A 23,299-nucleotide genomic window follows, 5' to 3' on the forward strand; every position below is an offset into this window, starting at 1 on the left:
ACCCGTCTTCGACCAAAGCAGTTTGCGAGGTGTTTTAGGAAGGGCGGTATCAGGTGTCCAACACAACATGTAACCCTCAAACAAGGTTCGGCGGGTCAGGCGCTGGGGTTCCCGGTTCGGAAATGCATAATGGCACAATCTAGCGTCACCTCCTTGCTACACTGGGCAATGGAAATATGGAAGCACCGCTGACCCCCGCTTTGGAGCAGTCTATTCGTCGCGCGCTTCAGATGGCCCTCGAGCGCGGGCATGAATACGCCGGTCTGGAACATTTGCTCCTTGCTTTGCTCGACGACCCCGATGCCAGCCGGGTTCTGCGCCAGACCCGGGTTAACCTGGAACACCTGCGAATGCTGCTGGAGGAATCGCTCAGACAGTTCGAGAGCAATCCGGGTCAGGAGCCCGAACCCACCACGGCCTTCCAGCGGGTCATCCAGCGCGCGGTGTTGCAGATGCGCTCCGCTGGGCGCGACCAGGCCAACGGGGCCAATGTGCTGGTCGCCATCATGGACGAGCGGCAGTCGGCGGTCTATGCCTTGCTGGAGGAACTGGGCCTGAGCCGGCTTGACCTGACGGCAGCCATCTCCCGGGGTGCCCTGCCCAAGGGCACCTCACCGCAGATAGAGCCGGTCAGAGCCGGCGAGGAAAGCGAAGGGGTGGCCGATAACCCGCTCGAGGCCTACTGCACCAACCTGACCGAACGCGCCCGCCGGGGCGAACTCGACCCGCTGATTGGGCGGGAACGGGAACTCGAGCGCATCCTGACCACCCTGGCCCGCCGCCAGAAGAACAACCCCCTCTTAGTCGGCGACCCCGGCGTGGGCAAGACCGCTTTGGTGGAGGGGCTGGCCCAGCTCATTGTGAAGCCCGACCAAAGCCCTATGCCCCTGCTGCCCGAGCGCATCCAGGGGGCCGAGGTTTTTGCCCTGGACATGGGCAGCCTGCTGGCCGGAACCCGCTACCGGGGCGACTTCGAGGAGCGGGTCAAGGCCGTCATGAAGGCCCTCGAGGCCCACCCCAACGCCATTTTGTTCATTGACGAAATTCACACCATTGTGGGCGCAGGCTCGACCACCGGCTCCACCGTGGACGCCAGCAACCTGCTCAAGCCCGCCCTCACCGGAAGGCTCAAGTGCATCGGCGCGACCACCTTTGCCGAGTACAAGCACTTCGAGAAAGACCGGGCCATTGCCCGGCGCTTCCAGAAAATTGACATCGGTGAGCCCTCCCCTGACGACGCAGTCAAGATTCTGGAGGGGCTCAGGCCCCGGCTGGAGGCCCATCACCGGCTGACCTACACCAAGCAGGCCCTGGAGCGTGCGGTGGAGCTGGCCGCCCGCCACCTTTCCGAGCGGCGCCTGCCCGACTCGGCCCTGGACGTGCTCGACGAGGCCGGGGCCGCCCAGGCCCTGCTGCCACCCAGCCGGCGCAAAAGCCGGATTGGGGTGGCCGAGGTGGAGGCCACGGTCGCCCGCATGGCCCGCATTCCAGCCAAGAACCTGAGCCGCGACGACGAGGCGGTGCTGGCCAACCTCGAGCAAGAGCTGAAGGGCGCAGTGTTTGGCCAGGAGAGGGCCGTCGAGGAAGTGGCCAGCGCCATCAAGCTCGCGCGGGCCGGGCTGCGGGACCCGCAAAAGCCCATGGGGGCCTATCTGTTCGCCGGCCCCACCGGCGTGGGCAAGACCGAGCTGGCCCGCCAGCTGGCTGCTTCGCTGGGAGTGCCGCTTTTGCGCTTCGATATGTCGGAGTACATGGAAAAGCACTCGGTCTCGAGGCTCATCGGCGCCCCGCCCGGCTACGTGGGCTTCGACCAGGGCGGCCTGCTGACCGATGCGGTGCTGCAAAACCCCCACTGTGTGCTGCTGCTGGACGAAATCGAGAAGGCCCACCCCGACCTTTACGCCATCCTGTTGCAGGTCATGGACTACGGCAAGCTCACCGACCACAACGGCAAGACCGTGGACTTCCGCAGCGCAGTGCTAATCATGACCACCAACGCCGGGGCCGCTGAGGCCAGCGAGCGGCGGGTGGGCTTCCTGGGCGGCACCAAGGCCGAGGCCAGCGACGAAGCCCTCAAGCGCCTGTTCACCCCGGAGTTTCGCAACCGGCTGGATGCGATTGTGCACTTCAACCCGCTTTCCCCGGCCATCATGCAGCAGATTGTGGGCAAGTTTCTGCGTCAGCTCGAGGCCCAGCTCAAAGAGCGCAAGGTCACGCTGGAAGTCTCCCCCGAGGCCCTGGCCTGGCTGGCCCAAAAGGGCTACGACCCGCTGATGGGCGCCCGCCCCCTGGCCCGACTGATCCAGGAAAAAATCAAAAAGCCCCTGGCCGACCTGCTTTTGTTTGGCCCGCTCAAGAATGGGGGGCGCCTGTGGGTGGTGGGCCAGGGTGAGGAAATCACCCTGAAAACCCATCCCTCCGACACCGTCCACCGTGCGTGAACCCCGCCTGAGCAACAGCGGCTGGCTGCTTCTGTGTCGGAGGGCGCTGGCAAGAGCGGCGCGAGCGGACATCCGTGCTCCATCGCGCTCTTCTCAGACGTGGCCGCCCACGAAAACGAGAGACAAAGAGACGTGCCTCACCTCGGTGAGGCACGCTTGTCTGCGTTGCGTCTGGGCCGAGACGCATGTTTTCGAGTTTCCAGGCCGCCACTGTTCAGAACAGGCTTTCTCAAACTCGAATGGCCCATAATGTGTGAAGAGCGCTCTAACGACCGGTGCGGGCGTTGCGGGGTTTGCGGTGGGTGGAGTTGAGGCTATCGGCCTCGGTCAGAAAGGCCTTGGCAAACCAGATGGCCTCACGCTGCTCAAAGGCGCGGGTGAGTCGCTCGAGTCGGGCCTCGAGTTGGCCAAGCTGGGCGAGCAACTGGGGTGTCCGGGGGTCTCTATGGCCCTCCAGGGTCGCCCGAATGGTTAGGGCAGCTTCCAGCAAGGCCTGGGCCTGCTCTGGCCCCTCCAGGTCGCTTAGCCTGGCGTAGAGTTGCCTTAGCTGGGCGACGCCCCGCTCAAAGGCCACCTGCTGGTAATCGGGGCCTGCGGCCACAGGTTCCGGCAGGGTTAGCCGATAGCGCTCCCGGCCCCGGGGTCCAAGCACCTCTGCTTCCAGTACGGGAGCCTCCACAGGAGCCTCCGAAAGGGGCTCGAGCCGCAGCAGCAGGGTTCGCACCTCACCAGGAGCCATCGGGCCCAGTCGGCCCTGCGCCCTTTCCCACACCCCCAAAAGCGGGGTAGCCCTTGCCCCAAGCAGCCGGAGTTCCACCCCATCCAGCACTGCCCCACGCAAAAAGGAGAGCTCTTCCAGCAGGGCTTCGGTCAGCTCTGGGGCCGCCTCGTCGGGCAAGAACAGATGGGTACCCCCACCCACCTCGGCCATGTAGGAGAGGAGGGCCTCGTTGTAGCCCAGGCCAATTCCGACCGTGCTGGTGTAGACCCCTTGCTGCGCCGCGCGGAGCACCTCGGCCGCGATGGCCTCGGGCCGGGTCAGGCCCTGGTTGGCCTGCCCATCGGTGAGCAGCAGCACCACGCGCAGCCGCCCCTGTTCTGAAAGCATCTGGCAGCCCACCCGCCAGCCCTGGAAGAGGTTGGTGCTACCCTGCGCGTCCAGGGTAGCCATGAAAAAGCGAGCCTCGCCCGCACCCACCCAGCCCTCGGAGCGCATCACCTCATCGTTGAAGGCCACCAACCCCAGGCGTACCTCGTGGCCGGCAAGGGTTTTGAGGATTCCTTCGGTGGCCTCCTTGGCGGCCTGCAAGCGGGTACCGGCCATGCTGCCCGAACGATCTATTACCAGCGCCAGGTCCAGCCGCCGGGCCTGCAAGCCCTCGCGTGGGGCCTGAATCTCCAACCGCAAGAGGTCTTCGCCGTTTATCCAAGCTCGTTGTGCCCGAATCTGTGTCACATTATCCTCCAAAGCCAGTATCCCGATGCCTGTTTTTTCGCTCGACGGAATGGGGGCGTTTCGCCTGTTTTTGCAAGGGGCTTTACAGTTCAGTCTGATTGAACACGTTTTAGGCCCACGAAAATGCTCCAGTCCTCCTCGCCATCCTCCGAAACGGCCAGGTGGTAGTGAAGGGGCTCGAGGTTCTTCTCGCTCAACAGGTTTTCCAGCGGGGCCACAAAGGTCCAGCGGAGCAGGCCGTCGCGGCGGATGAGGCTGCGGGGCTTGTGCTCAGGCCGCACAATCAAGACCAGCCGCCCCCCCGGCTTGAGCACCGGCAGCGCATCCCCAAGGTGACCCGAGAGCCAGTTGGCGTACTCGAACTCGGGGGGTTCGTCGTGTTCGGGGTCGAAGACGTGCTGCACGTACCAGGCGAAGGTCGGCGGGTGCAGCACCAGCAGGTCGGCCACCTCTTGGCCCACAGCCTCCACCAGGTCTGCAATGTCGAGCCGCTTGACCAGGCGGTTGTCCCCCTTCAGGTCGCTGCCCCAGGCCCGCCGGCCCAGCTCCAGGGCTTTTTGCACCACCGTCCCCTCACCGGCCATGGGATCCACCACCCATTCCCCTGGCAGGCTGTACCGCTCCACCAGCACCTCGGCGATGGCGGGGTTCAGGCCCTCGAGCCGACGAAGGCGCATATCGGTGGGAAAAATCCAGACAGGCCGGCGGGCCCAGTCGGGCTGGGCCCTGCGCCGGGCCAGCAGGCTGCGCCAGGCGCGCGCCTGGGCAGCTTGCTGGAGCTGGGCCAGCTCCAGTTCGCGCCGGTGATACCGGCTTTGGAGCTTGTGCAGTTCGGCAAAACTGGCCCCTGCCGCCAGCAGTTCCCGCAGAATGGGCCCCAGCGGCGGCTCGGCGCAGGCCAGGGGCAGCACCGTGTAGCGCAGGTGCTTGGAGCTGCTCAGCCCCAGCCGGTGGGTAAAGTGGGCAAAGGACTTGTGGTCGAGGCCCAGCAACGCCTGGGCGGTCTCTGGGTCGCTGGCTTTGGGCCGGCCCAGGTAGGCCCGGCCCTCCTGTAAAACCCTCTGGTAAACCTGATACGCCTTTGGCATACAGCTTCATTTTGCCGCTCGAGCGATTTCCGCTCGACGGAAGAACCCACACGTCTATGCTCCGCTCCAGGAAGGCCAGAGACCAGGAAAACGTGTGAAGCGGCCTTCCTGCGCTCGCTACCCCGGTTCGCTGGGCCGGTACACCAGGTCTGACCGTGGGCGGCGCGATGAGTGGAGGTGAGCATGTCCCAACCCAAGCCCCCCAGGTTCATCTGGCGCGACTGGATTCTCTCGGACCCCCTCGACCCAGACGGCTGCCGGCGATTTGGCTTGAGACCGGATGCCGTGACCTATTACTGGCACGGCTGGCTTTGGTTGTTCGATGGCCGTCGGATGCGGGCCCTCGCCCCGGTAAACCCCCAGGACCTGGCCCTCGACGTACAACAGCGCATCGCCCGCTGGCTCGAGCTTGGCCTGATGCCCCACGACGAAGACGACCCCGAACAGGTGCGTAAAGCCCAGCAAACCTGGCAGGATCTGGTTTACTCGGCCCCGAACCCCTGGTAGCAGCCCCAGCTCACTCGATGACGATTTTCTCCAGGCCAATCTCCGGCCTGGGGTACTCCATCTTCAAGCCTTCCAGGGTTTCGACCAGGATGCTGCTGACCAGCCAGTTGCGGTACCAGTTCTTGTTGGCCGGTATCACGAACCAGGGCGCGTACTCGGTGCTGGTCTCGCGGATGGCGTCTTCGAAGGCTTGCTGGTACTGGTTCCACAGTTTGCGGTCCTCGAGGTCGCCCTTACGAAACTTCCAGCGCTTCTCGGGGTTGTCCAGACGCTCCTGCAGGCGTTCGCGCTGCTCGTCTTTGGAGATGTGCAAGAAGAACTTGAGAATGGTGGTGCCCTCCTCGGCCAGCATCCGCTCAAACTCGCGGATGTGACGGTAGCGCCTTTGCCAGACCTCCTTGGGCACCAGGTTCTTGACCCGCACCACCAGCACATCCTCGTAGTGCGAGCGGTTGAAGATGACCAGTTCACCCTTGCGGGGCACCTGCTGGTGCACGCGCCAGAGGTAGTCGCGGGCCAGCTCGTGCTCGGTGGGTACGCCGAAGCTGGCCACCCGCACCCCGCTGGGGTCCACCCCGTCGAAGACCACCCGGATGGTGCCGTCCTTGCCCCCGGCGTCCATGGCCTGCAAGACCACCAGCACCTTGTGCTTGCCTTCGGCAAAAAGCAGCTCTTGCAGCTTTTCCAGGCGCTTGTTAAGCCCTTGGAGCGCGGCCAGGGCCTCCTCTTTGCCGCCTTTGAACCGGCTGGTGTCGTCGGGGTCGAAATGCTTGAGGCTGAATGAAGCGTTGGGTTCGATGCGGTAGGGTTTCATGCAGGGGATTTTATGCCAGGGGGTGATGGGGGTGCAAAGCGCCCGCCGCCCTACACGGAATCTCCCACCCTGCGGCAACGCCCGCTGGGGCAAAGCGGGCCAAATGACCTGTGCGGAGCCCAATCTTGGCAGCGGTGGTTTCAAGGAAGCATCTACCGACGGGATGTCCAACTTTAGATGCGCCAACAACCTTCAAGGGAACGCCAAGTGGGAGTGGAGGGTGGGTCTTCAACAGCGGCCTCCTGCACCCTGACTCCTGCTTGGGCACAGCGGTTTGCAAAGGGTTCAAGCGAGGGAGGTCTCGGCGGTCAAAGCTGACCTGGTTTGCTATCTTAAGCCTGGATTCAGCCAGGGGAGCTAGGGTTGAGGCTAGAAGGAGTTCGCGATGCCTTTAGCCCTAACCTACCCCCAAGCCACCCACCTGCTGCGCCGCGCAGCCGCCAGGGGGCGCAAGGAGGAAGCCCAAAAGCTGGTGGAGATGGGCCTGGAAGCGGCTGTGGACTGGCTGCTGCAAGACCCCGCGCCAGCACCTCCCTTCAAGACCGCCGCCACCCGCAACGAGCGGGGCCAGCAACACCGCGAGATAAGTCAGCTCTGGATCAACCACTGGCTCTCCACCCCCACCCCCGCCGCCGAGCGGATGGTGCTGTTCTGGCACGGCCTCCTGACCTCGGAGTTCCGCGAGACCATGGGGGCCCAGGGCATTGACTTCTGGAACCAGTTCGCCACCTTCCGCCAACTGGGCTACGGGCCCTATGGCGAGCTGCTCAGGGCCATGGCCCGCAATCCGGTCATGCTGCTTTATTTGAACAATGCCCAGAGCCGCAAGGAACACCCCAACCAGAACTGGGCGCGGGAGCTGCTGGAACTCTTTACCCTGGGCCCCGACCACTACACCGAGCAGGACATCCTGGAAGCGGCCCGGGCCTTTACCGGCTGGACGGTGCGGCTGGCGGGAGGGCAGCGCCCCCGCGAGGCCAGCGCCAACGTGCCCTTCGAGTTCGTCTTCAACCGCAACTGGCACGACCCCGGCGAAAAAACCTTCCTGGGGCAGCGGGTCAGAAGCGGCGACGAGGTGCTGGAAATCCTGATTGCTCATCCCCAGACCTACCGCTTTGTGGGACGCAAACTGCTCAAGTTTTACCTCTGCCCAGACCCCCCCGAGGCGCTGGTGCAGGAGGGGGCGCGGGTCTTCCAGAGCGGCGGAACCCGGGCCTTTTTGCGCTGGCTCTTCACCCACGAGGCCTTCTACCGGCCCGAGTACCGCAACGCCCTCATCAAAAGCCCCCTCGAGTACATGGTGGGGCTTTGGTACGCCGCCGGGGTGGAGCAGGTGGACTTCGAGGGGCGGGCCGGGCGGGCGCTGTACCAGGCCTTCGCGGCCATGGGCCAGATTCCCTTCGACCCCCCCAGCGTGGCGGGCTGGGACGGGGGCCTGGCCTGGCTGGCCGAGTCGCCCTTCCTGACCCGGCTCAACCTGCTGGCCGGCTTCGCTGGCCGCGAACGCCGCCTCGACCTCGAGGTCTTCATGGACGACGCCGGGGGCGCTTTGGCCCTGGTCAAGCCGGAGGCCCAACTTCTCTGAGACGAGGTTTCCATGAACCGACGCGACTTTATCCAGAAATCCCTGTTGACCCTGGCCCTAGGGCAGGGCGCGCCCTCGCTGCTCTCAAAAACTGCCTTAGCCGCCCAGTCCAAGGACAAAATCCTGGTGGTGGTCAACCTGTTCGGCGGCAACGACCAGCTCAACACCCTGGTTCCTTACCGCAACGAGCTTTACTACCGCCTGCGCCCCAACATCGCCCTCAAGCGCGAGGAGGTGCTGGATCTGGGCGCCAGCGGGCAAAAGCTGGGCTTTCACCCCGAGCTAAGGCCGCTGATGCCCATGTGGAACAGCGGCGAGCTGGCCATTATTCCCCAGGTCGGCTACCCCAACCCCAACCGCAGCCACTTCATCTCCACCTCCATCTGGCACACCGCCGACCCCTCCCGACGGCTGGAGACCGGCTGGCTGGGCCGCTGGGGCGACCTGCAGGACGACCCCTTCTGCGACACCTACCTGGGCGGAGCCACCCCCCAGGCCCAGATGGGCCAGCGGCGCAGCGCCCCTGCCATCCAGAGCATTGACACCTTCAGCATAAGGCTGCCCCGGCAGTTCGAGGAGGAGTTTAACAAAGAGGCCCGCCGCACCCGCAGCGGCACCGCCGAGGAGGTTCGCCAGGCTATGCTCTCGCTGCGGGGGGCCTTGGACAAAATCGGTCGGCTGCGCGAGGTCAGGAACCGCGCCCAGTACCCCGAGAATGCCTTTGGCCGGAGCATGGGCGACATCGCCCGCATGATTGCGGGGGGGCTGGGCAGCAGCGTCTACTACACCACCCTGGGCGGCTGGGATACCCACGCCGGGCAACCCCCCCGCCAGGCCGAGCTGCTGGGCTACGTGGCCCAGGCCCTGGCCGCCTTCCGCGCCGACATGAAGGCCATTGGACGGGACAAGGACGTGATGATCCTGGTCTTCAGCGAGTTTGGGCGGCAGGTGGCCGAAAACGCCTCCTTTGGCACCGACCACGGGGAGGGTGGGCTGATGTTCGTGCTGGGAGGGGGCGTGAAGGGCGGTCTGTTCGGCAGCGAGCCTGATTTGGAAGACCTCGAGCTCAACGCACTCAAATACAAGACCGATTTCCGCAACGTCTACGCCACGGCTTTGCGGTGGATTGCCGCCGACCCGCGGCAGGTGCTGGGGGGCGATTTCAGTCCACTAGCCTTGCTCTGACCCCAAGCGCAAACCGCCATTGAAATCAAGGTCTGGCCTGAACCTTTCTGCGGCTATGGCCGGATTGCTCGGGGAAGATTGGCACCAGCCCCCTCGAACACTTCTGCACACGCGCCCACCGATTCCAAGGAACGATGCCCCTCGAGCCCCTCCCGAGCGCGCAGGGATGGTTGGGGAGGGTATCGGACAGGACCTCCCATCGGCTGCTTGCGTGAAGGGCCAGGCCCGCAACCCCACCCGGTCTCCCCTTCGAGGTTGGGGAGGAACAGAGCGAGTCCAGGCCAGGATTGACTTGATTCGCTCACCGTGCGGGTGGGGTTGTACGGCTTTTATGCGCCACAGTATTGAGCTTTTCTAGTATGGTCGCCTGTGCGCCTGAAGATGTCAAAACTTGTTGTGCTCGGCTACGAGGGAAGGGTTGACGAGACTCAGGGGGTGCTTGGTTCAAGGGCGGTCTCGATGCGGTGTGGCCGGTTGCCAGGGCTCCAATCCAGGTTCAATGGCAGCATGCCTGGAGCCCGGGCTAGAAACATTATGTTTTTGACATAATACCCCCGATGAGGTATAATGCCTATTTAGGATAGAAAGCGCACACGTGGCGCTTTTTTTGTGCCCAGAACGCTACAGGAGATATTGAATGTCCCAGGTCCTACCCGTTGAAATCACCGACGAAGTCAAACAAAGCTTCATCAATTACGCCATGTCGGTCATCGTAGACCGGGCTTTGCCCGATGTGCGCGATGGCCTCAAGCCAGTTCAGCGGCGCATCCTCTACGGAGCCTACCAGGACGGCGTGCTGCCCAACCGCAAGCACGTCAAGAGCGCCAAAATTGTGGGCGAGGTGATGGGCAAGTACCACCCCCACGGCGATGCGGCCATCTACGACACCATGGTGCGCATGGCCCAGGAGTGGAGCCTGCGCTATCCGCTGATTGATGGGCAGGGCAACTTTGGCTCCATTGACAACGACCCCCCCGCGGCCCCGCGCTACACCGAGGCCCGCCTCTCCAACCTGGGCTACGAGATGCTCCAAGACCTCGACAAAGAGACCGTGCCCATGGTGCCCAACTACGACGGCACCCAGGAACAGCCCGAGGTCTTGCCTTCGGCCCTGCCCAACCTGCTGGTCAACGGTGCAGCCGGTATCGCGGTGGGCATGGCCACCAGCCTCCCACCGCACAACCTCTCCGAGACCATTGATGCCCTGGCCCTGATGATTGACAACCCCGAGGTCACCCTGGAGGAAGTCATGAAGGTGCTGCCGGGGCCGGATTTCCCGACCGGGGCCAAGCTCTCCCGCCGGGGCATCAAGGAGGCCTACGCCACCGGACGCGGCAGCCTCAAGGTGCGGGCCCGGGTGCGCAACGAGGAAAAAAACGGGCGGGCCATGCTGGTCTTTACCGAGATTCCCTACCAGGTCAACAAGGCCGACCTCATCGCCCAGATTGCCAGCCTGGTGCGCAACAAGGTGATTGACGAGATTGCCGCCCTGCGCGACGAGTCCGACCGGCAGGGTATGCGTATTGCTGTTGAACTCAAGCGCGGCACCAACCCTCAGGTGGTGCTCAACAAGCTTTACAAGCACTCGCGCCTGCAAACCAGCTTCACCGTGAACCTGCTGGCGATTGTGAACGGCGAGCCCAGGGTGCTCTCGCTGTTGGAAATGATGCGCCACTACCTCGACCACCGGGGCGAGGTGGTGCGCAAGCGCACCGAGTACGAGCTGCGCAAGGCCAAAGAACGCGCCCACGTGCTGGAAGGGCTGCTGATTGCCCTCGACCACATTGACGAGGTCATCGCCCTCATCCGCGCCTCGCAGGACGCTGCGGAAGCCCGCGCCGGGCTGGTGAGCCGCTTCAACCTGACCGAGATTCAGGCCCAGGCCATCCTGGACATGCGCTTGCAGCGGCTGGTGGGTTTGGAGCGCGACAAGCTGCAAGAGGAGTACCGCGAACTGATGGAGGAGATTGGCCGCCTCGAGGCCATTCTGGGTGACCCCAAGCGGCTGTGGCGGGTGGTCAAAAACGAGTTGCTGGAAATCAAGAAGAAATACGGCGACCAGCGCCGCACCCAGATTACCGAGTTCGAGGAGGGCTTTAGCCTGGAGGATCTCATCGAAGACGAGCCGATGGTGATCACCCTGACCAGCCAGGGCTTCATGAAACGCACCCCGCTCGAGGCCTACCGCTCCCAGGGCCGTGGCGGCACGGGCGCCCAGGCCGGCAAGACCAAGGAAGAAGACGAGGCCATCTCGGTCTTTGTGGCCTCGATGCACGACACCCTGCTCATCTTCACCAACCGGGGCCGGGTTTACGGCGAGAAGGTGCACGAGCTGCCCGAGGCGGGCCGCCAGGCCCGGGGTACCCATGTGGTGAGCCTCTTGCCCTTGCAGGAGGGCGAGGAGGTGGCGGCCCTTCTGAATGTGCGCGACCTGACCCAGGAGGGCTACTTTGTATTCGCCACCAAGGGCGGCCTCATCAAGCGCACCGAGATTAAGGAGTACCAAAACCTCAGCAGCGCCGGCCTCATCGCCATCAATCTGGTTGAAAACGATGCCCTGATTGGCGTGGCCATTGCCCACGAGGGTGACCAGGCCATGCTGGCCACCCAGAGCGGCCAGGCCATCCGCTTCGAGCTTTCCGATGTGCGGGCGACCGGGCGGGCCAGCCAGGGCGTAACCGGCATCCGCTTCAAAGAGGGCCGCGATGACCGGGTGGTCTCGCTGGTTATCCTGCCCAAAGGTGAGGAGAGCGAAGTGCTGGCGGTGGGCACTCACGGCTACGGCAAGCGCACCCCGGTCTCGGAGTACCCCTTGCAGGGCCGGGGTGGCATGGGTGTAATCACCTTCAACACCAACGAAAAAGTGGGCCAGCTGGCGGCCCTGATGCGCGTGCAGGGCAACGAAGACCTGCTGGTGCTCTCGCGCCGGGGCATTGCCATCCGTACTCCGGTTTCCAGCATCGCGCAGTACGGACGGGCTACCAGCGGCGTGAAGGTGATGAACCTGAGCGAAAAGGACGAGATTGCCTCGGCCTTCGTGATTGCCCCCCAAGACTAGGCCCAAGGCCCCTGCGGCGTAGAATTGAGTTTATGTCCGAGAGCACCGAGAAGCACAAGGCCATTGCCCGGGCCAGGGGCCCCGTGAACATCGCCATCGTGACCGCCTCCGACACCCGCACCCCTGAGACCGACACCAACTATCACTACCTGAAGCCCGAAATCGAGGCCCTGGGCCACCGAATCGTGGGCTACCGCATTATCAAAGACGAGCCCGACCAGGTTGCCGAGGCCCTCGACGAGATGGTGGAGGCCGGGGCGCAGATTATTCTGTTCAACGGTGGCACCGGCATTGCCCCCCGCGACACCACCTACGACGTGCTGGCCCGCAAGATCGAAAAGCCCATGCCCGGTTTTGGTGAGTTGTTTCGGATGCTCTCCTACAACGAGGTGGGGGCCGCGGCCATGCTCTCCAGGGCCATTGCCGGAACCTACCGCCAGAGGGTGGTCTTCTCCACCCCAGGTTCGCCCAACGCGGTGATGGTGGCCTGGACCAAGCTCATCAAGCCCGAACTCGAGCACCTGGCCTGGGAAGTTGCGAGATAGTGCAGTCCTTGACGAGGCCCCAGTGTATCGGGGTTTTGAAGTTCTTGGCCCCCCTGAAGCAACCCGGCGCATTTTCCTGAGCGTCGGGCGTCGTTCGCTCGACACAGAAAGGGGAAGCGGTAAAACCTGAGCCACATCCCTGAGCGGTTCTTTGCATGTGCGTCTCAGAGGGTATCATGGTCGCATGACCCTCAAGGGCCAGGGGCCGGGCCCCTTACCGCCTTTGCTCGAGCAGTACGTCGAACTGCGGGATGCCTATCCCGACTATTTGCTGCTCTTCCAGGTGGGCGATTTTTACGAGGCCTTCGGTGAGGATGCCGAGCGGCTTTCGCGGGCTTTGAACCTTACGCTCACCCACAAAACCGCAAAAGACTTCACCACCCCCATGGCCGGGATTCCGGTTCGCTCGGTGGACGTGCACCTGGAAAAGCTCCTGAAGCAGGGCTTTCGGGTCGCCGTTGCCGACCAGGTGGAACTGGCCGAGGAGGCCGACAAGCTGGTGCGGCGCGAGGTGACCCAACTGCTTACGCCCGGCACGGTGATGCGGGAAAACCTGCTGAAGCCGGAGGCCAACTACCTGGCCGCCATCAGCACCGGCGATGGCTATGGGCTGGCCTTGCTCGAGGTGTCCACCGGCGAGTTTCGCGGCAGCGTCCTGTATAGCAAAAGTGCGCTTTACGACGAGCTTTTTCGCTTCCGTCCTGCGGAGGTGCTGCTGGCGCCGGAGCTTTACCACCAGCCCGAGTTTTTGCACGAGTTCCAGCGACGTTTTCCGGTCATGCTTTCGGAGGCGGGCTTTGAGGGGGAGGTGGGTCGGGCCGCGCTACAGGCCCAGTTTGACCCATTGCCCCCCGGCCTGGAGCACCCCGCGCTGCTGCGCTCGGCGGGGGCGGTGCTGGCCTATGCCCTGCGGGTGCAGGAAAATGGGCTGCCCCAGGTGCGGAGCTTTGTGCGCTACGACCCCGGCGCCTTCATGCAGTTGAGTGAGTCCACGCTGCGGACGCTGGAGGTCTTTGAGCCGAGTTTTGTGGGAGACCGAAGCGAGGAACGCACCCTGCTGGGGGTGCTGGGCCTGACCCGCACCGCTCCTGGGCGGCGCTTGCTAAGGGCCTGGTTGCGGCATCCGCTGGTCGAGGAGGCCCCCTTGCAGGCCCGGCTGGATGCAGTGGAGGCGCTGGTGCGCGACGGCGTACTGCGCGGGGCGGTGCGCAAGGTTTTGTACCGGATGCACGACCTCGAGCGCCTCGCCGCCCGCCTGATGGCCCACCGGTCCAGCCCTCGCGACCTTTGGGCCTTGCAGCGCAGTTTGGCGCTTTTGCCCGAGTTGTCGGGGCTGCTGGGCGCAGGGCCTCTGGCGGGCCTGGCCGAGCGGCTGCCCGACCTGAGACACGTGGCCGAGCAGATTGCGGCTTCCCTGGTCGAAGACCCCCCCCTGAAGATGACCGAGGGCGGCCTGATCCGCGAGGGCTTCGACCCCGAGCTGGACGAACTGCGCCACCGGGCCGAGGCAGGGCGGGCCTGGATTGCCCGGCTGGAGGCTGAGCAACGCGAAGAGACCGGCATTCCCAACCTTAAGGTGGGCTACAACGCGGTGTTTGGGTACTACCTCGAGGTCACCCGTCCCCATTACGCCCTGGTGCCCAGGGAGTGGCGGGCCCTCCAGACCCTCAAGGACCGGATGCGCTTCAGCACCCCCGAACTCAAGGAGCAGGAGCGCAAAATCCTGCAAGCCGAGACCGAGGCCACCAAACGCGAGTACACGGTGTTTTTGGCCTTGCGCGAGCAGGTGGCCGGGGCTTCCGACGAGGTGCGCCAGGCCGCTCAGATTCTGGCCGAGCTGGACGTGTACGCCGCGCTGGCCGAAGCCGCAGCGGAGTACGGCTACAGCCGCCCCCGCTTCTCCAAGGATGGAACCCTCTTCATCAAGGCGGGGCGGCACCCGGTGGTGGAGCAGAGCAGCCTGTTCATCCCCAACGACCTTTCCATGAGCCAGGAGGCCCGGCTTTTGATTCTGACCGGGCCCAACATGGCCGGGAAGTCAACCTATCTGCGCCAGACCGCCCTGATTGCGCTGCTGGCCCAGATTGGCGCCTTCGTGCCCGCCGAGTCGGCCACCCTGCCCCTCTTTGACCGCATCTACACCCGCATCGGGGCCTCGGACGACATCGCCGGGGGGCGCAGCACCTTCATGGTGGAGATGGACGAGCTGGCCGCCATTCTGCACCAGGCCACGCCCCGCAGCCTGGTGCTTTTGGACGAGGTAGGGCGGGGCACCAGCACCTACGACGGCCTGGCTTTGGCCTGGGCCGCCTGCGAACACCTGCACCATGAGGTGCGGGCCTACACCCTCTTCGCCACCCACTACTTCGAACTCACGGCCCTGCCCGAACGCCTGCCAGCAGCCCGCAACGCGCACGTGGCCGCCCGGGAAGAAGCCGGTGGGCTGGTGTTTTACCACCAGGTTCTGCCCGGGCCGGCCAGCAAAAGCTACGGCCTGGAGGTGGCCCGTCTGGCGGGCCTGCCCGCTGTGGTTCTGCGCCGGGCCCAGGGCATTCTGGCCGGGCTGGAAGCCAGCCAGAAGGGGTTGTCCAGGGAGGTGCTGGACGAACTTTTAGAGCTCGACCTGGCCCGCACCAGCCCTTTGGAGGCCCTGCTCTTTTTGCAAAAGATGCAGGCCATGCTCAAGGGCCTTGACCCGGAGGTCGTCGAGGCGCGAACTGCGTAGCGCTATGATTCGCAAGCTGCCACCTGAACTGATCCGCGAGATTGCGGCGGGCGAGGTGGTCTCGAGCCCCGCCGATGTGGTGCGGGAACTGCTAGAGAACGCCCTCGACGCCGGGGCAACCCGGCTTCAGCTCGAGCTGTGGGGCGGCGGCTTAGACAAGATTGTGGTGAGCGACAACGGCTGTGGCATCCCCAAGGAAGAGCTGGCCTTGGCCCTGGAGCACCACACCACCAGCAAGCTCACCGACCTGCAAAAAATCTGCACCCTGGGCTTCCGCGGGGAGGGGCTGTGGGCCATCCGCCAGGCCGCGCGGGTGCGGCTCACCTCGAGGCCCCCCCACCAGCTCGGCGGCGTCACCCTGACCGCCTTCCAGGAGGAAGCCGAGCTACAAGAACACCCGGCCCCCGCCGGAACCCGGGTCGAGGTCAGCCACCTCTTCCACCACCTGCCCGCCCGCAAAAACGCCCTGGAAGCCCCCGCTGCCGAGGGGCGCAAGGTGGTGCAGCTGGTCGCGCGCTACCTGCTGCACCGCCCGGAAATCGCCTTGCAGCTTTGGCTCGAGGGCGAGGCGAAAATCGTCCACGCCGGGGGTGGTTTCACCGAGGCCGCCAAGCTGCTCTGGGGTTCGGTGGTCGCCAACCGGCTCCTGCCGCTCGAGGCCAGCGATGGCCCATTCCGGCTCAGCGGCCTGCTTTCCCGCCCGGAGCTTTCGCGCCCGCGCCGCGACCGGCTGCTTCTGGCCCTGAATGGCCGCCCGGTGGAGTGGCCTGAGCCGCTCTTGCAGACCGTGCTGGCTGCCTACAAAGAGCTGCTGCCCACCGGGCAGTTTCCCGTGGGCGTGCTGAACCTGGAACTCCCCCCCGAGTACCTGTTGGTCAATACCTCACCCGACAAATCCCGGGTGAAGCTGATCCGGCCCGAGCCTGTGCTTGGTTTTGTCTCGCTGGCGGTTCAGAGTCTGCTCTCGGCCCATCCCCTGGCCCGAACCCTCCCCGACCCCGTTCCCATGACCGGCCCCACCCCGGTTCGGCGGGCCCACTTTCCCCACCTGCGCTACCTGGGCCGCTTCCGCGAACTCTACCTGCTGGCCGAGGCGGAGGACGAGCTTTATGTGGTGGATCAGCACGCCGCCCACGAGCGCATTCTTTACGAGGAGCTGTCCCGCCGCTACCGCACAGAGCCACCCCTAGAGCTGCCCCACCCCGAGCTGGTCTCGCTTTCCTTGGGCGAAGAACTCAGCCTGGCCGAGCGCGCCCATGAGCTCGAGCAGGCCGGATTGCTGCTGGAGCCCTTTGGCTCGGGCAAATATCGCATTCGGGCCATTCCCGCTTTCCTGGCCGGGCACCCCTCGCTCATTCCTGAGGTGCTGAAAGGTAGCCTGGGAGCGGCCAGTTTTGCCGAGGCCTGGCGCAGCGTGCTGGCCCGGCTGGCCTGTTTGCCTGCCCTCAAGGCCGGGCATCCGCTGGCCGCAGCCTCTGCCCAGGCCCTGCTGGATTGCCTGGCCGAGTGCGAGCTGCCCTGGGTCTGCCCCCACGGGCGGCCCACCGCGCTGGTGATGAGCGAACTGGAGCTGGCCCGGCGTTTTGGGCGTCGGGGCGTTCGCGCCGTGGAGCGTTCCAAGGTAGAGAAAACATAGGGCTGTTTTCAAACATCTCAACCTGTACTGAAATGCTTTGCAGCGGCAACCGAGAAGCGGGAAGCTGAGTTCGAGGGTCGGGGCGGCCCACCATCTCCGACTCCCTACGCCCAGCAGATGCACCAATGAGGTTGCCTGGGGGCCTCGAGGCTGCGACTAGATACCTGTGCTGGGTATGGCCGTAGTTACACTGTAACGTTGATGCATCTCACAAATCTCAGCCGCTGGGGCTGACAAAATACTAAAAATCACGATTTTTGCAGTAGGAGGCTTGCATGAATGAGCAAGAACAGGATGTGATGTCTCAAGAAGATGCGATTTCCCCTGAAGCCATGGATCGCCGCACGTTTTTGAAAAAAAGCGCTGCCGCAGGCGCAGCGATGGGCATGATGGGCCTGGGAATGGCCCAACAACAGCCCACTGCCGACCAGGTGGTGCGCGGCAAAAACCCCAAGCTGGTGGTGCTCTCCTCGCGCCCGGTGGTGCTGGAGTCTACGCTCGAGGTGCTGGGCTCCGAGCGAATCACCAGCAAGGCCAACCTTTTCATCCGCAACAACATTGACCTGCCCGGCCTCAATACCACCGAGCCCAACGTGCAACCGGGCTGGGTGGTGGAGGTTGGTGGGCTGATAGACGCTCCCTTCCGCATCACCGTGGAAGAGCTTTCCCGGCTGCCCCAGACCGAGGTCACCAGCGTACTTCAGTGCTCCGGCAATGGCCGCTCCTTTTTCAACCCCCGTCCCTCGGGCAACCCCTGGACCTACGGCGGGGTGGGCCAGGTGACCTGGCGGGGCGTGCTCCTCAAGACCCTGCTCGAGGCCAGGGGAGCCAAGCTGCGCGAGAACGCCCGCTTCATCACCATGAACGCCTCCACCCAGGGTGGGGCCCAGCCTTACGAGAAAAGCTTCCCCATCAGCGTGATGGACTTCAACAGCGCCATGCTGGCCCTGGGCATGAACGGCGAACCCCTGCCTGCCGTGCACGGTGGCCCGGTGCGGCTGGTGGCCGCCGGCACCTTTGGCACCGCCAACGTCAAGTGGCTTGCCAAGCTCGACTTTACCGCCAGCGAGAGCCCCGGCAACGAGCAGGTGCCCCGCTACCGGGTGCCGGTGCTCCCGGGCTGGAACACCCCCATCCTGCCCACCCAGCCCGGCAGTCGCTACAACTACACGCTGGACAACTCCCGCTCCAACTGGGGCGCCAACATCAACTCCTTCATCCTCTCCCCTCTGGCCGGGGCCAGCGTCCGGGGCCGCCGGGTGGAAATTCGTGGGGTGGCCTGGAACGATGGCCTGGCGCCTATCGAGTCGGTAGAGGTCTCGGTCAATGGCGGAACCACCTGGCGCAAGGCCTTATTCGAGGGCAACGACGGCAAATTCGGCTGGTACCGCTGGATTTCGCCCCAACTTCTGGCCCCCGGCGACTACGAGGTCATGGCCCGGGCCACCGACGCCCTGGGCCGTACCCAGCCCCTCGATGGCAACGTCTGGTGGAACGAACGCGGCTACGAGTGGAACGGGGTGATGCGGGTCAAGTTTAAGGTCACCTGAACCCTTTGCAACGCGAACCGGCAGCCCGATACCCCCGGTTGCCGGTTTGTTTTTTAGAATTTCTTTAGCTTGGCCCGGAATCCAGCCGTTGCGCACAAAAACGTTCTTCAAAACTGTTATGCTCTTGAATCAGGGAGGAACAACACACATGAAAGCGAGATACCTAGTATGGGTAACACTCCTGGCCGCGATTGGTTTTTGGATGGGCCTCGGACAGAATGCACTGCCTGAAGGGCCTGGCCGCGAATTGGTTTTGCAGAAGTGCCAGACCTGCCACGAAATTGGCTTTGTCACCCGCGAGCGGCAGACCCGCGAACGCTGGGACAGCCTGATTACCGAAATGCAGGGCTATGGGCTAAGGCTAACTCCAGAAGAACGCAGCACCATTCTGGACTACCTGGCCACCCGCCTGGCCCCCGGCGCAACGGCGCCGGCACCCACTCAAACCCAGGCTGCCCCCCCTGCCGGTGGGGCCCAGGTCTACAACAACTGCATCGGCTGCCACCAGGCCAACGGCGCTGGCATTCCTGGGGCTTTCCCACCCCTGGCCGGCCATGTTCCGGATATTCTGGCGGCCCGGGGGGGGCGTGAGTGGTTGATTCAGGTTATGCTTTACGGCCTGCAAGGGCAGATTAGCGTCAAGGGGGCCAGTTTCAACGGGGTCATGCCGGGATACGCTCAGCTCAGCAATGCTGAACTGGCCGCCGTGCTCAATCACATTGCAACCCAGTGGGGCAATGCCCTGCCCTCCGGCCAGACCCCTTTTACCGAGGCCGAGGTTCAGGCCCAGCGCGGCAAGAACCTGACCGTGCAGCAGGTGCTGGCCGCCCGCCAACAGCTCGGTTTACGATGAGCTTGGTCATTTCCCTCCACGCCGGACAGGGCAGTACCCTGCCCAAGCCCGCCGTCGCTCAGGCGGTGCTGGTCGTGGGCAAAGGGGTGGAGGGGGATCGGCACTTTGGCAAGCACCCCGACCGGGCCGTGCTGATTACGGGACGCGCCAGCTACCAGCTGGCTGAACGGGCTGGAATCAGGCTTCCTCTGGGGGCCCTGGGCGAAAACATCCTGTCGGACTTAGACCCCCACCTGCTTGGCCCTGGGGCTCGCCTCCAGGTTGGAACCGCGCTGCTCGAGCTCACCACTGTCTGCACCGTTTGCAGTGCCCTCTCGGTGTTTGACCTGCGCTTGCCCAGGGTGCTTCTGGGCGGGCGGGGTCTGTACGCCCGGGTGCTTCAGGGCGGGGCGGTGCGGGTGGGCGATGCGGTGCAGGTTCTCTCAGCCCAAACCGCATAGTTGCACCGGCGACGTTTTCAGGTAGGCTGGGTTCATGCGAATTCTCTCGGCAGAGGAGACAGCCGCCCTGCTGCCCTACCCGGCCCTGGCCAAGTCCGTTGTGGAAGTGCTGGCCGACCACGCCAGGGGCCAGACGGTTGCACCCGAACGCCTGGTGGTGCCGCTGCCAGGCGGTGCAACCCTGTTGTTGATGCCCGCTGCCGACCCCTCCATCACCGTGACCAAAGTGGTCACGGTGCACCCCCAGCAGCACCCCAGCGTGCGAGCCGAGGTCTGGATGATGCGCACCCAGACCGGTGAACGCCTGGCGCTGCTCGAGGGTTCGGTGGTCACAGCCCGCCGCACCGCGGCGGTCTCGCTGCTGGCCGCACAAACCCTGGCCGCCCACCCTTCCGGCCCGCTGCTCATCATTGGCGCGGGCACCCAGGGCCAAAGCCACCTGGAAGCCTTCCAGGAGGGTCTGGGCACCGACAAGGTGTATGTGTATTCACGCAGCCTCGAGCGGGCCGAGGCGCTGGCCTCCTACGCCCGACAGCGCCGAATGCTGGCCCAGGCGGTGCGCCACCTCGAGCCCGCCCTGGACGAGGCCAGCCTGATCGTCTGTGCCACCACCAGCCCGACCCCCGTTTTGTTCAAAGCCGCCCCCGAAGCCTTCATCGCGGCGGTGGGGGCCTACCGGCCCGAGATGGCCGAGGTCGCACCCGAAGTTGTGCGGCAGGCCCACATCTTTGTGGATACGCTCGAGGGGGCCCGTGCGGAAGCGGGCGACCTGTTGCAGGCCGGGGTGGATTGGGGCCAGGTGCAGCCGCTCGAGGCGGCGCTGCATCAACCCAGGCCCAGCTCGGGCATCGTGCTGTTCAAGAGCGTGGGCCATGCGCTGTGGGATCTGGCAGCGGCCCGTTTGGCCGCGCAGGCGCTGGGCTGCTAACCTGGAGCTATGTACCTGGTTGTGCTCTGTACCGTGCCCGATGCCCCCACCGGGCAAAAGCTGGCCCGCACCCTCGTGCAGGAAGGACTGGCGGCCTGCGTCAACCTGCTGCCGGGCCTCACCTCGGTCTACCGCTGGCAGGGAGAGGTTCAGGAAAACCCCGAGCTTCTGCTCCTGTGCAAAACCCGGCAGGAGCGCTACCCAGCCCTGGAGCACCGAATCAGGGAACTGCACCCCTACCAGGTGCCCGAGATTGTTGCGCTCAGGATTGAGTCCGGCTCGCAGAGCTACCTCGACTGGATTGGGCAAAACACCTGACCGGGCCACCGAAAGTTTTTTGGAGCCCCGGTGCCCAAGCGATAAGCTATAGGCCATGATTCGGGCCAAGCAACTCGCCGACGGTATGGTCTGTGGCCCCCTGCCGGCCCAGGTCTGGGTAGATGTCGAGACCCCCACCCCCGAGGAAGTGGCCCTGATCCAGCAATTGTATCCCCTGAACCCCCTGGCCCTGGCCGACGCCCAGGAGATTGGACACTGGAGCCGCTTCGAGGAGTACCCCCGGCACTTCTTTCTGATTTTTCGCACCCTCGAGACCCCCGACAACGCCCACAGCCGCACCGAGCGGGTCTCGTATTTCTACTTCCCCGAAAGCCAGGTGCTGCTCACCTACCGAAACGAGCCGGTAGAATACCTCGAGCAAATCTGGAACAGCTTTCGCGGCGGCTCCTGCTTGCGGTTGTGGCAGCGCCTGCTCGACCAGGGCGTACAGACCTTTTTCGAGTACACCGACGCTCTCACCGACCGGGTGGAAGACCTCGAGGAGCTGGCCATGAACGGCGACAACACCCCCGATACGCCCCGCAAGGTATTTGCAGCCCGGCGAGAGGTGCTCCGGGTGCGGCGCCTGGTCTCGCAGGCCCGCGAGGCTCTGCTGCACCTCGAGCGCCTGCCCTTGCTGGGCACCGAGGCCTATCTGTTCCGCGACCTTACCGACCGCATGGGCCGGGTGTATGAGGGTCTCGATGCGGCCAGGGACGAGCTGTCCAATGTGCTGGAAGTGCATCTCTCGGCCCAAAACAACCGGCTCAACCGGGTGGTACAGGCCCTCACGGTCATTTCGGTGCTGTTTTTGCCCATGACCCTCTGGGCCGGCATTTACGGCACCAATTTTGAAGCCTTCTCCGAGTACCAGTGGACCTACGGACGGGTTTATTTCTGGGGAGGGCTGCTCCTTATTGGCGGGGGACTGGCCCTCTGGATGAAACGCCGGGGCTGGTGGTAACCGCTGGTTTTTTGCCAAATGAAGCTCAGAGACGAACCGGATGCGCTGTTCGATAAATCGGCGCAATATTGGGCTCCCAAATACCTAGCGCTCTTCTTCCACCCTCGAGCCTCTTCTTTGGAACAGCAGCGGTCAAAGGCAGACTGCGCCAATTGCATGGTTTTCTGTCCGCTCACGGGTATGGCGACATCCAAATCAGGCGTTTTTGGCGTATAGACGGATACCGAGCCCAGGTCACACATCTTTCCAAATGTGTCCTCACTCACTTCAAATAAATCAACACGAATGTTTACAAAATCATCCGGGCCTGCTATAGTCGGTCTCGAGGAGTGATGAACGAATGCAAACCAGCATCCTAGACACCCTAACCTTCGATCCGGGCGAGATCATCCTCTACCCTGGAGAGCCCAGCCCCAAGGATCAGCTCTACCGGGTTCGGGAGGGTCTGGTTCGGCTCCAGAGCGTAGACGACGAGGGCAATGCCCTGACCCTGCGTTTTGTGCGCCCTGGCGAGTATTTCGGCGAGGAGGTCATCTCCGGTGGCGAGCGCACCTATTTTGCCGAAGCGGTCACCGAAACCAAGGTGGACGCCCTGGCCCCCGCTCAGCTATCCGCTCAGGAGATGGCCAGCCTGGTGCAGGGCCTGGTCAAAGCCCTGGCTCAAACCTACCAGACCATCCAGCGCATCTCCGGACAGCGCCTCAAGAACCGCATTGCTGCCACCCTGCTCGACCTCTCCCGCACGCCCGTGGCCTTCACCGAGAAGAACGGACGGGTCGGGGTCAGGGCTACCCACGACGAAATTGCCTCCGCCGTGGGCTCGGTACGGGAGACGGTCACCAAGGTGATCGGCGAACTCACCCGGGAGGGCTACATCCGCTCCGGCTATGGCAAGCTGGTGCTTGAGAACCCCGGTGGCCTGGAACGCCTCTCCAAGGAAGCCGCGTAAAGCAACCTGTCGCACCCCCAAAATAAACCTCCGCATGCGGAGGTTTATTTTTTTGCCTCAGCGTTCGAAGGTTCTGCACCCGGCTAGAAACCACTCCCCCTGCGAACAGGGGAAGGTTGTAATACCAAATCTACGACGAGGTAACACATAGAGCGCTCTTCACCTATTGTGAGCCACTCGAGTTCGAGTCTGAACAGAACAGTGGCCGCCCGGAAACTCGAAAACATGCGTCCCGGCCCAGACGCAACGCAGACAAG

The 23,299-nt window shown here is 64.2% G+C and carries 18 protein-coding genes; 15 read left to right on the forward strand and 3 right to left on the reverse strand.

Annotation, left to right across the window (positions count from 1 at the left end; genetic code table 11):
- The first annotated feature begins 176 nt into the window (after nt 1-176).
- Nucleotides 177-2,441: an AAA family ATPase gene (locus NZN28_RS04780; protein WP_295395668.1), complete on the forward strand. Its 2,265-nt coding sequence runs from the start codon at nt 177-179 to the stop codon at nt 2,439-2,441.
- 265 nt (nt 2,442-2,706) lie between these two features.
- Here the strand turns inward: NZN28_RS04780 and NZN28_RS04785 are convergent, their stop codons facing one another.
- Complete coding sequence (locus NZN28_RS04785) at nt 2,707-3,897, reverse strand: VWA domain-containing protein (protein ID WP_295395670.1); 1,191 nt, start codon at nt 3,895-3,897, stop codon at nt 2,707-2,709.
- A gap of 89 nt (nt 3,898-3,986) precedes the next feature.
- Nucleotides 3,987-4,985, reverse strand: coding sequence for a site-specific DNA-methyltransferase (locus tag NZN28_RS04790; protein ID WP_295395672.1), 999 nt, complete (start codon nt 4,983-4,985; stop codon nt 3,987-3,989).
- 183 nt (nt 4,986-5,168) lie between these two features.
- Here NZN28_RS04790 and NZN28_RS04795 point away from each other — a divergent pair, with 183 nt between their 5' ends.
- Nucleotides 5,169-5,492 carry a hypothetical protein gene (locus tag NZN28_RS04795; RefSeq protein WP_295395674.1) on the forward strand — a complete coding sequence of 108 codons (324 nt, stop codon included), beginning with the start codon at nt 5,169-5,171 and terminating at the stop codon, nt 5,490-5,492.
- A gap of 10 nt (nt 5,493-5,502) precedes the next feature.
- Here the strand turns inward: NZN28_RS04795 and NZN28_RS04800 are convergent, their stop codons facing one another.
- Entirely contained in the window at nt 5,503-6,306 is an 804-nt protein-coding gene (locus tag NZN28_RS04800) for an AMP/ADP-polyphosphate phosphotransferase (RefSeq protein WP_295395675.1), read from the reverse strand.
- Between the two features lie 385 nt (nt 6,307-6,691).
- Here NZN28_RS04800 and NZN28_RS04805 point away from each other — a divergent pair, with 385 nt between their 5' ends.
- The 13 genes from NZN28_RS04805 to NZN28_RS04865 all read left to right on the forward strand — a co-directional run bounded on the left by NZN28_RS04805 (nt 6,692) and on the right by NZN28_RS04865 (nt 23,042).
- Complete coding sequence (locus tag NZN28_RS04805) at nt 6,692-7,891, forward strand: DUF1800 domain-containing protein (RefSeq protein WP_295395677.1); 1,200 nt, start codon at nt 6,692-6,694, stop codon at nt 7,889-7,891.
- Between the two features lie 12 nt (nt 7,892-7,903).
- A complete protein-coding gene (locus NZN28_RS04810) occupies nt 7,904-9,076 on the forward strand; it encodes a DUF1501 domain-containing protein (RefSeq protein WP_295395678.1) in 1,173 nt (390 codons plus the stop codon).
- Nucleotides 9,077-9,713: 637 nt separating this feature from the next.
- Nucleotides 9,714-12,134 (forward strand): DNA gyrase subunit A, encoded by a 2,421-nt coding sequence (gene gyrA, locus NZN28_RS04815; RefSeq protein ID WP_295395679.1) that lies wholly within the window; start codon nt 9,714-9,716, stop codon nt 12,132-12,134.
- Between the two features lie 32 nt (nt 12,135-12,166).
- Nucleotides 12,167-12,679, forward strand: coding sequence for a molybdenum cofactor biosynthesis protein B (locus NZN28_RS04820; protein WP_295395680.1), 513 nt, complete (start codon nt 12,167-12,169; stop codon nt 12,677-12,679).
- A 184-nt stretch (nt 12,680-12,863) separates the two neighbouring features.
- Nucleotides 12,864-15,404 (forward strand): DNA mismatch repair protein MutS, encoded by a 2,541-nt coding sequence (gene mutS, locus NZN28_RS04825; protein WP_295395681.1) that lies wholly within the window; start codon nt 12,864-12,866, stop codon nt 15,402-15,404.
- A 4-nt stretch (nt 15,405-15,408) separates the two neighbouring features.
- Complete coding sequence (mutL, locus tag NZN28_RS04830; protein ID WP_295395682.1) at nt 15,409-17,040, forward strand: DNA mismatch repair endonuclease MutL; 1,632 nt, start codon at nt 15,409-15,411, stop codon at nt 17,038-17,040.
- Nucleotides 17,041-17,315: 275 nt separating this feature from the next.
- Nucleotides 17,316-18,590 (forward strand): sulfite oxidase, encoded by a 1,275-nt coding sequence (locus NZN28_RS04835; protein WP_295395683.1) that lies wholly within the window; start codon nt 17,316-17,318, stop codon nt 18,588-18,590.
- A 148-nt stretch (nt 18,591-18,738) separates the two neighbouring features.
- Nucleotides 18,739-19,443: a c-type cytochrome gene (locus NZN28_RS04840; RefSeq protein WP_295395684.1), complete on the forward strand. Its 705-nt coding sequence runs from the start codon at nt 18,739-18,741 to the stop codon at nt 19,441-19,443.
- A complete protein-coding gene (locus NZN28_RS04845; RefSeq protein ID WP_295395686.1) occupies nt 19,440-19,883 on the forward strand; it encodes an MOSC domain-containing protein in 444 nt (147 codons plus the stop codon). Before NZN28_RS04840 ends, NZN28_RS04845 begins: the two co-directional genes overlap by 4 nt.
- A 34-nt stretch (nt 19,884-19,917) precedes the next feature.
- Entirely contained in the window at nt 19,918-20,811 is an 894-nt protein-coding gene (locus NZN28_RS04850) for a delta(1)-pyrroline-2-carboxylate reductase family protein (protein ID WP_295395688.1), read from the forward strand.
- Nucleotides 20,812-20,820: 9 nt separating this feature from the next.
- On the forward strand, nt 20,821-21,129 hold the full coding sequence (gene cutA, locus NZN28_RS04855) for a divalent-cation tolerance protein CutA (protein ID WP_295395689.1): 309 nt from the start codon (nt 20,821-20,823) through the stop codon (nt 21,127-21,129).
- Between the two features lie 55 nt (nt 21,130-21,184).
- Nucleotides 21,185-22,093 (forward strand): magnesium transporter CorA family protein, encoded by a 909-nt coding sequence (locus NZN28_RS04860; RefSeq protein ID WP_295395691.1) that lies wholly within the window; start codon nt 21,185-21,187, stop codon nt 22,091-22,093.
- A gap of 340 nt (nt 22,094-22,433) precedes the next feature.
- Nucleotides 22,434-23,042, forward strand: a complete 609-nt coding sequence (locus tag NZN28_RS04865) for a helix-turn-helix domain-containing protein (protein ID WP_295395693.1) — start codon at nt 22,434-22,436, stop codon at nt 23,040-23,042.
- Nucleotides 23,043-23,299: the final 257 nt, after the last annotated feature.

It is taken from the genome of Meiothermus sp., assembly GCF_025056915.1.
Taxonomy (GTDB): domain Bacteria; phylum Deinococcota; class Deinococci; order Deinococcales; family Thermaceae; genus Meiothermus.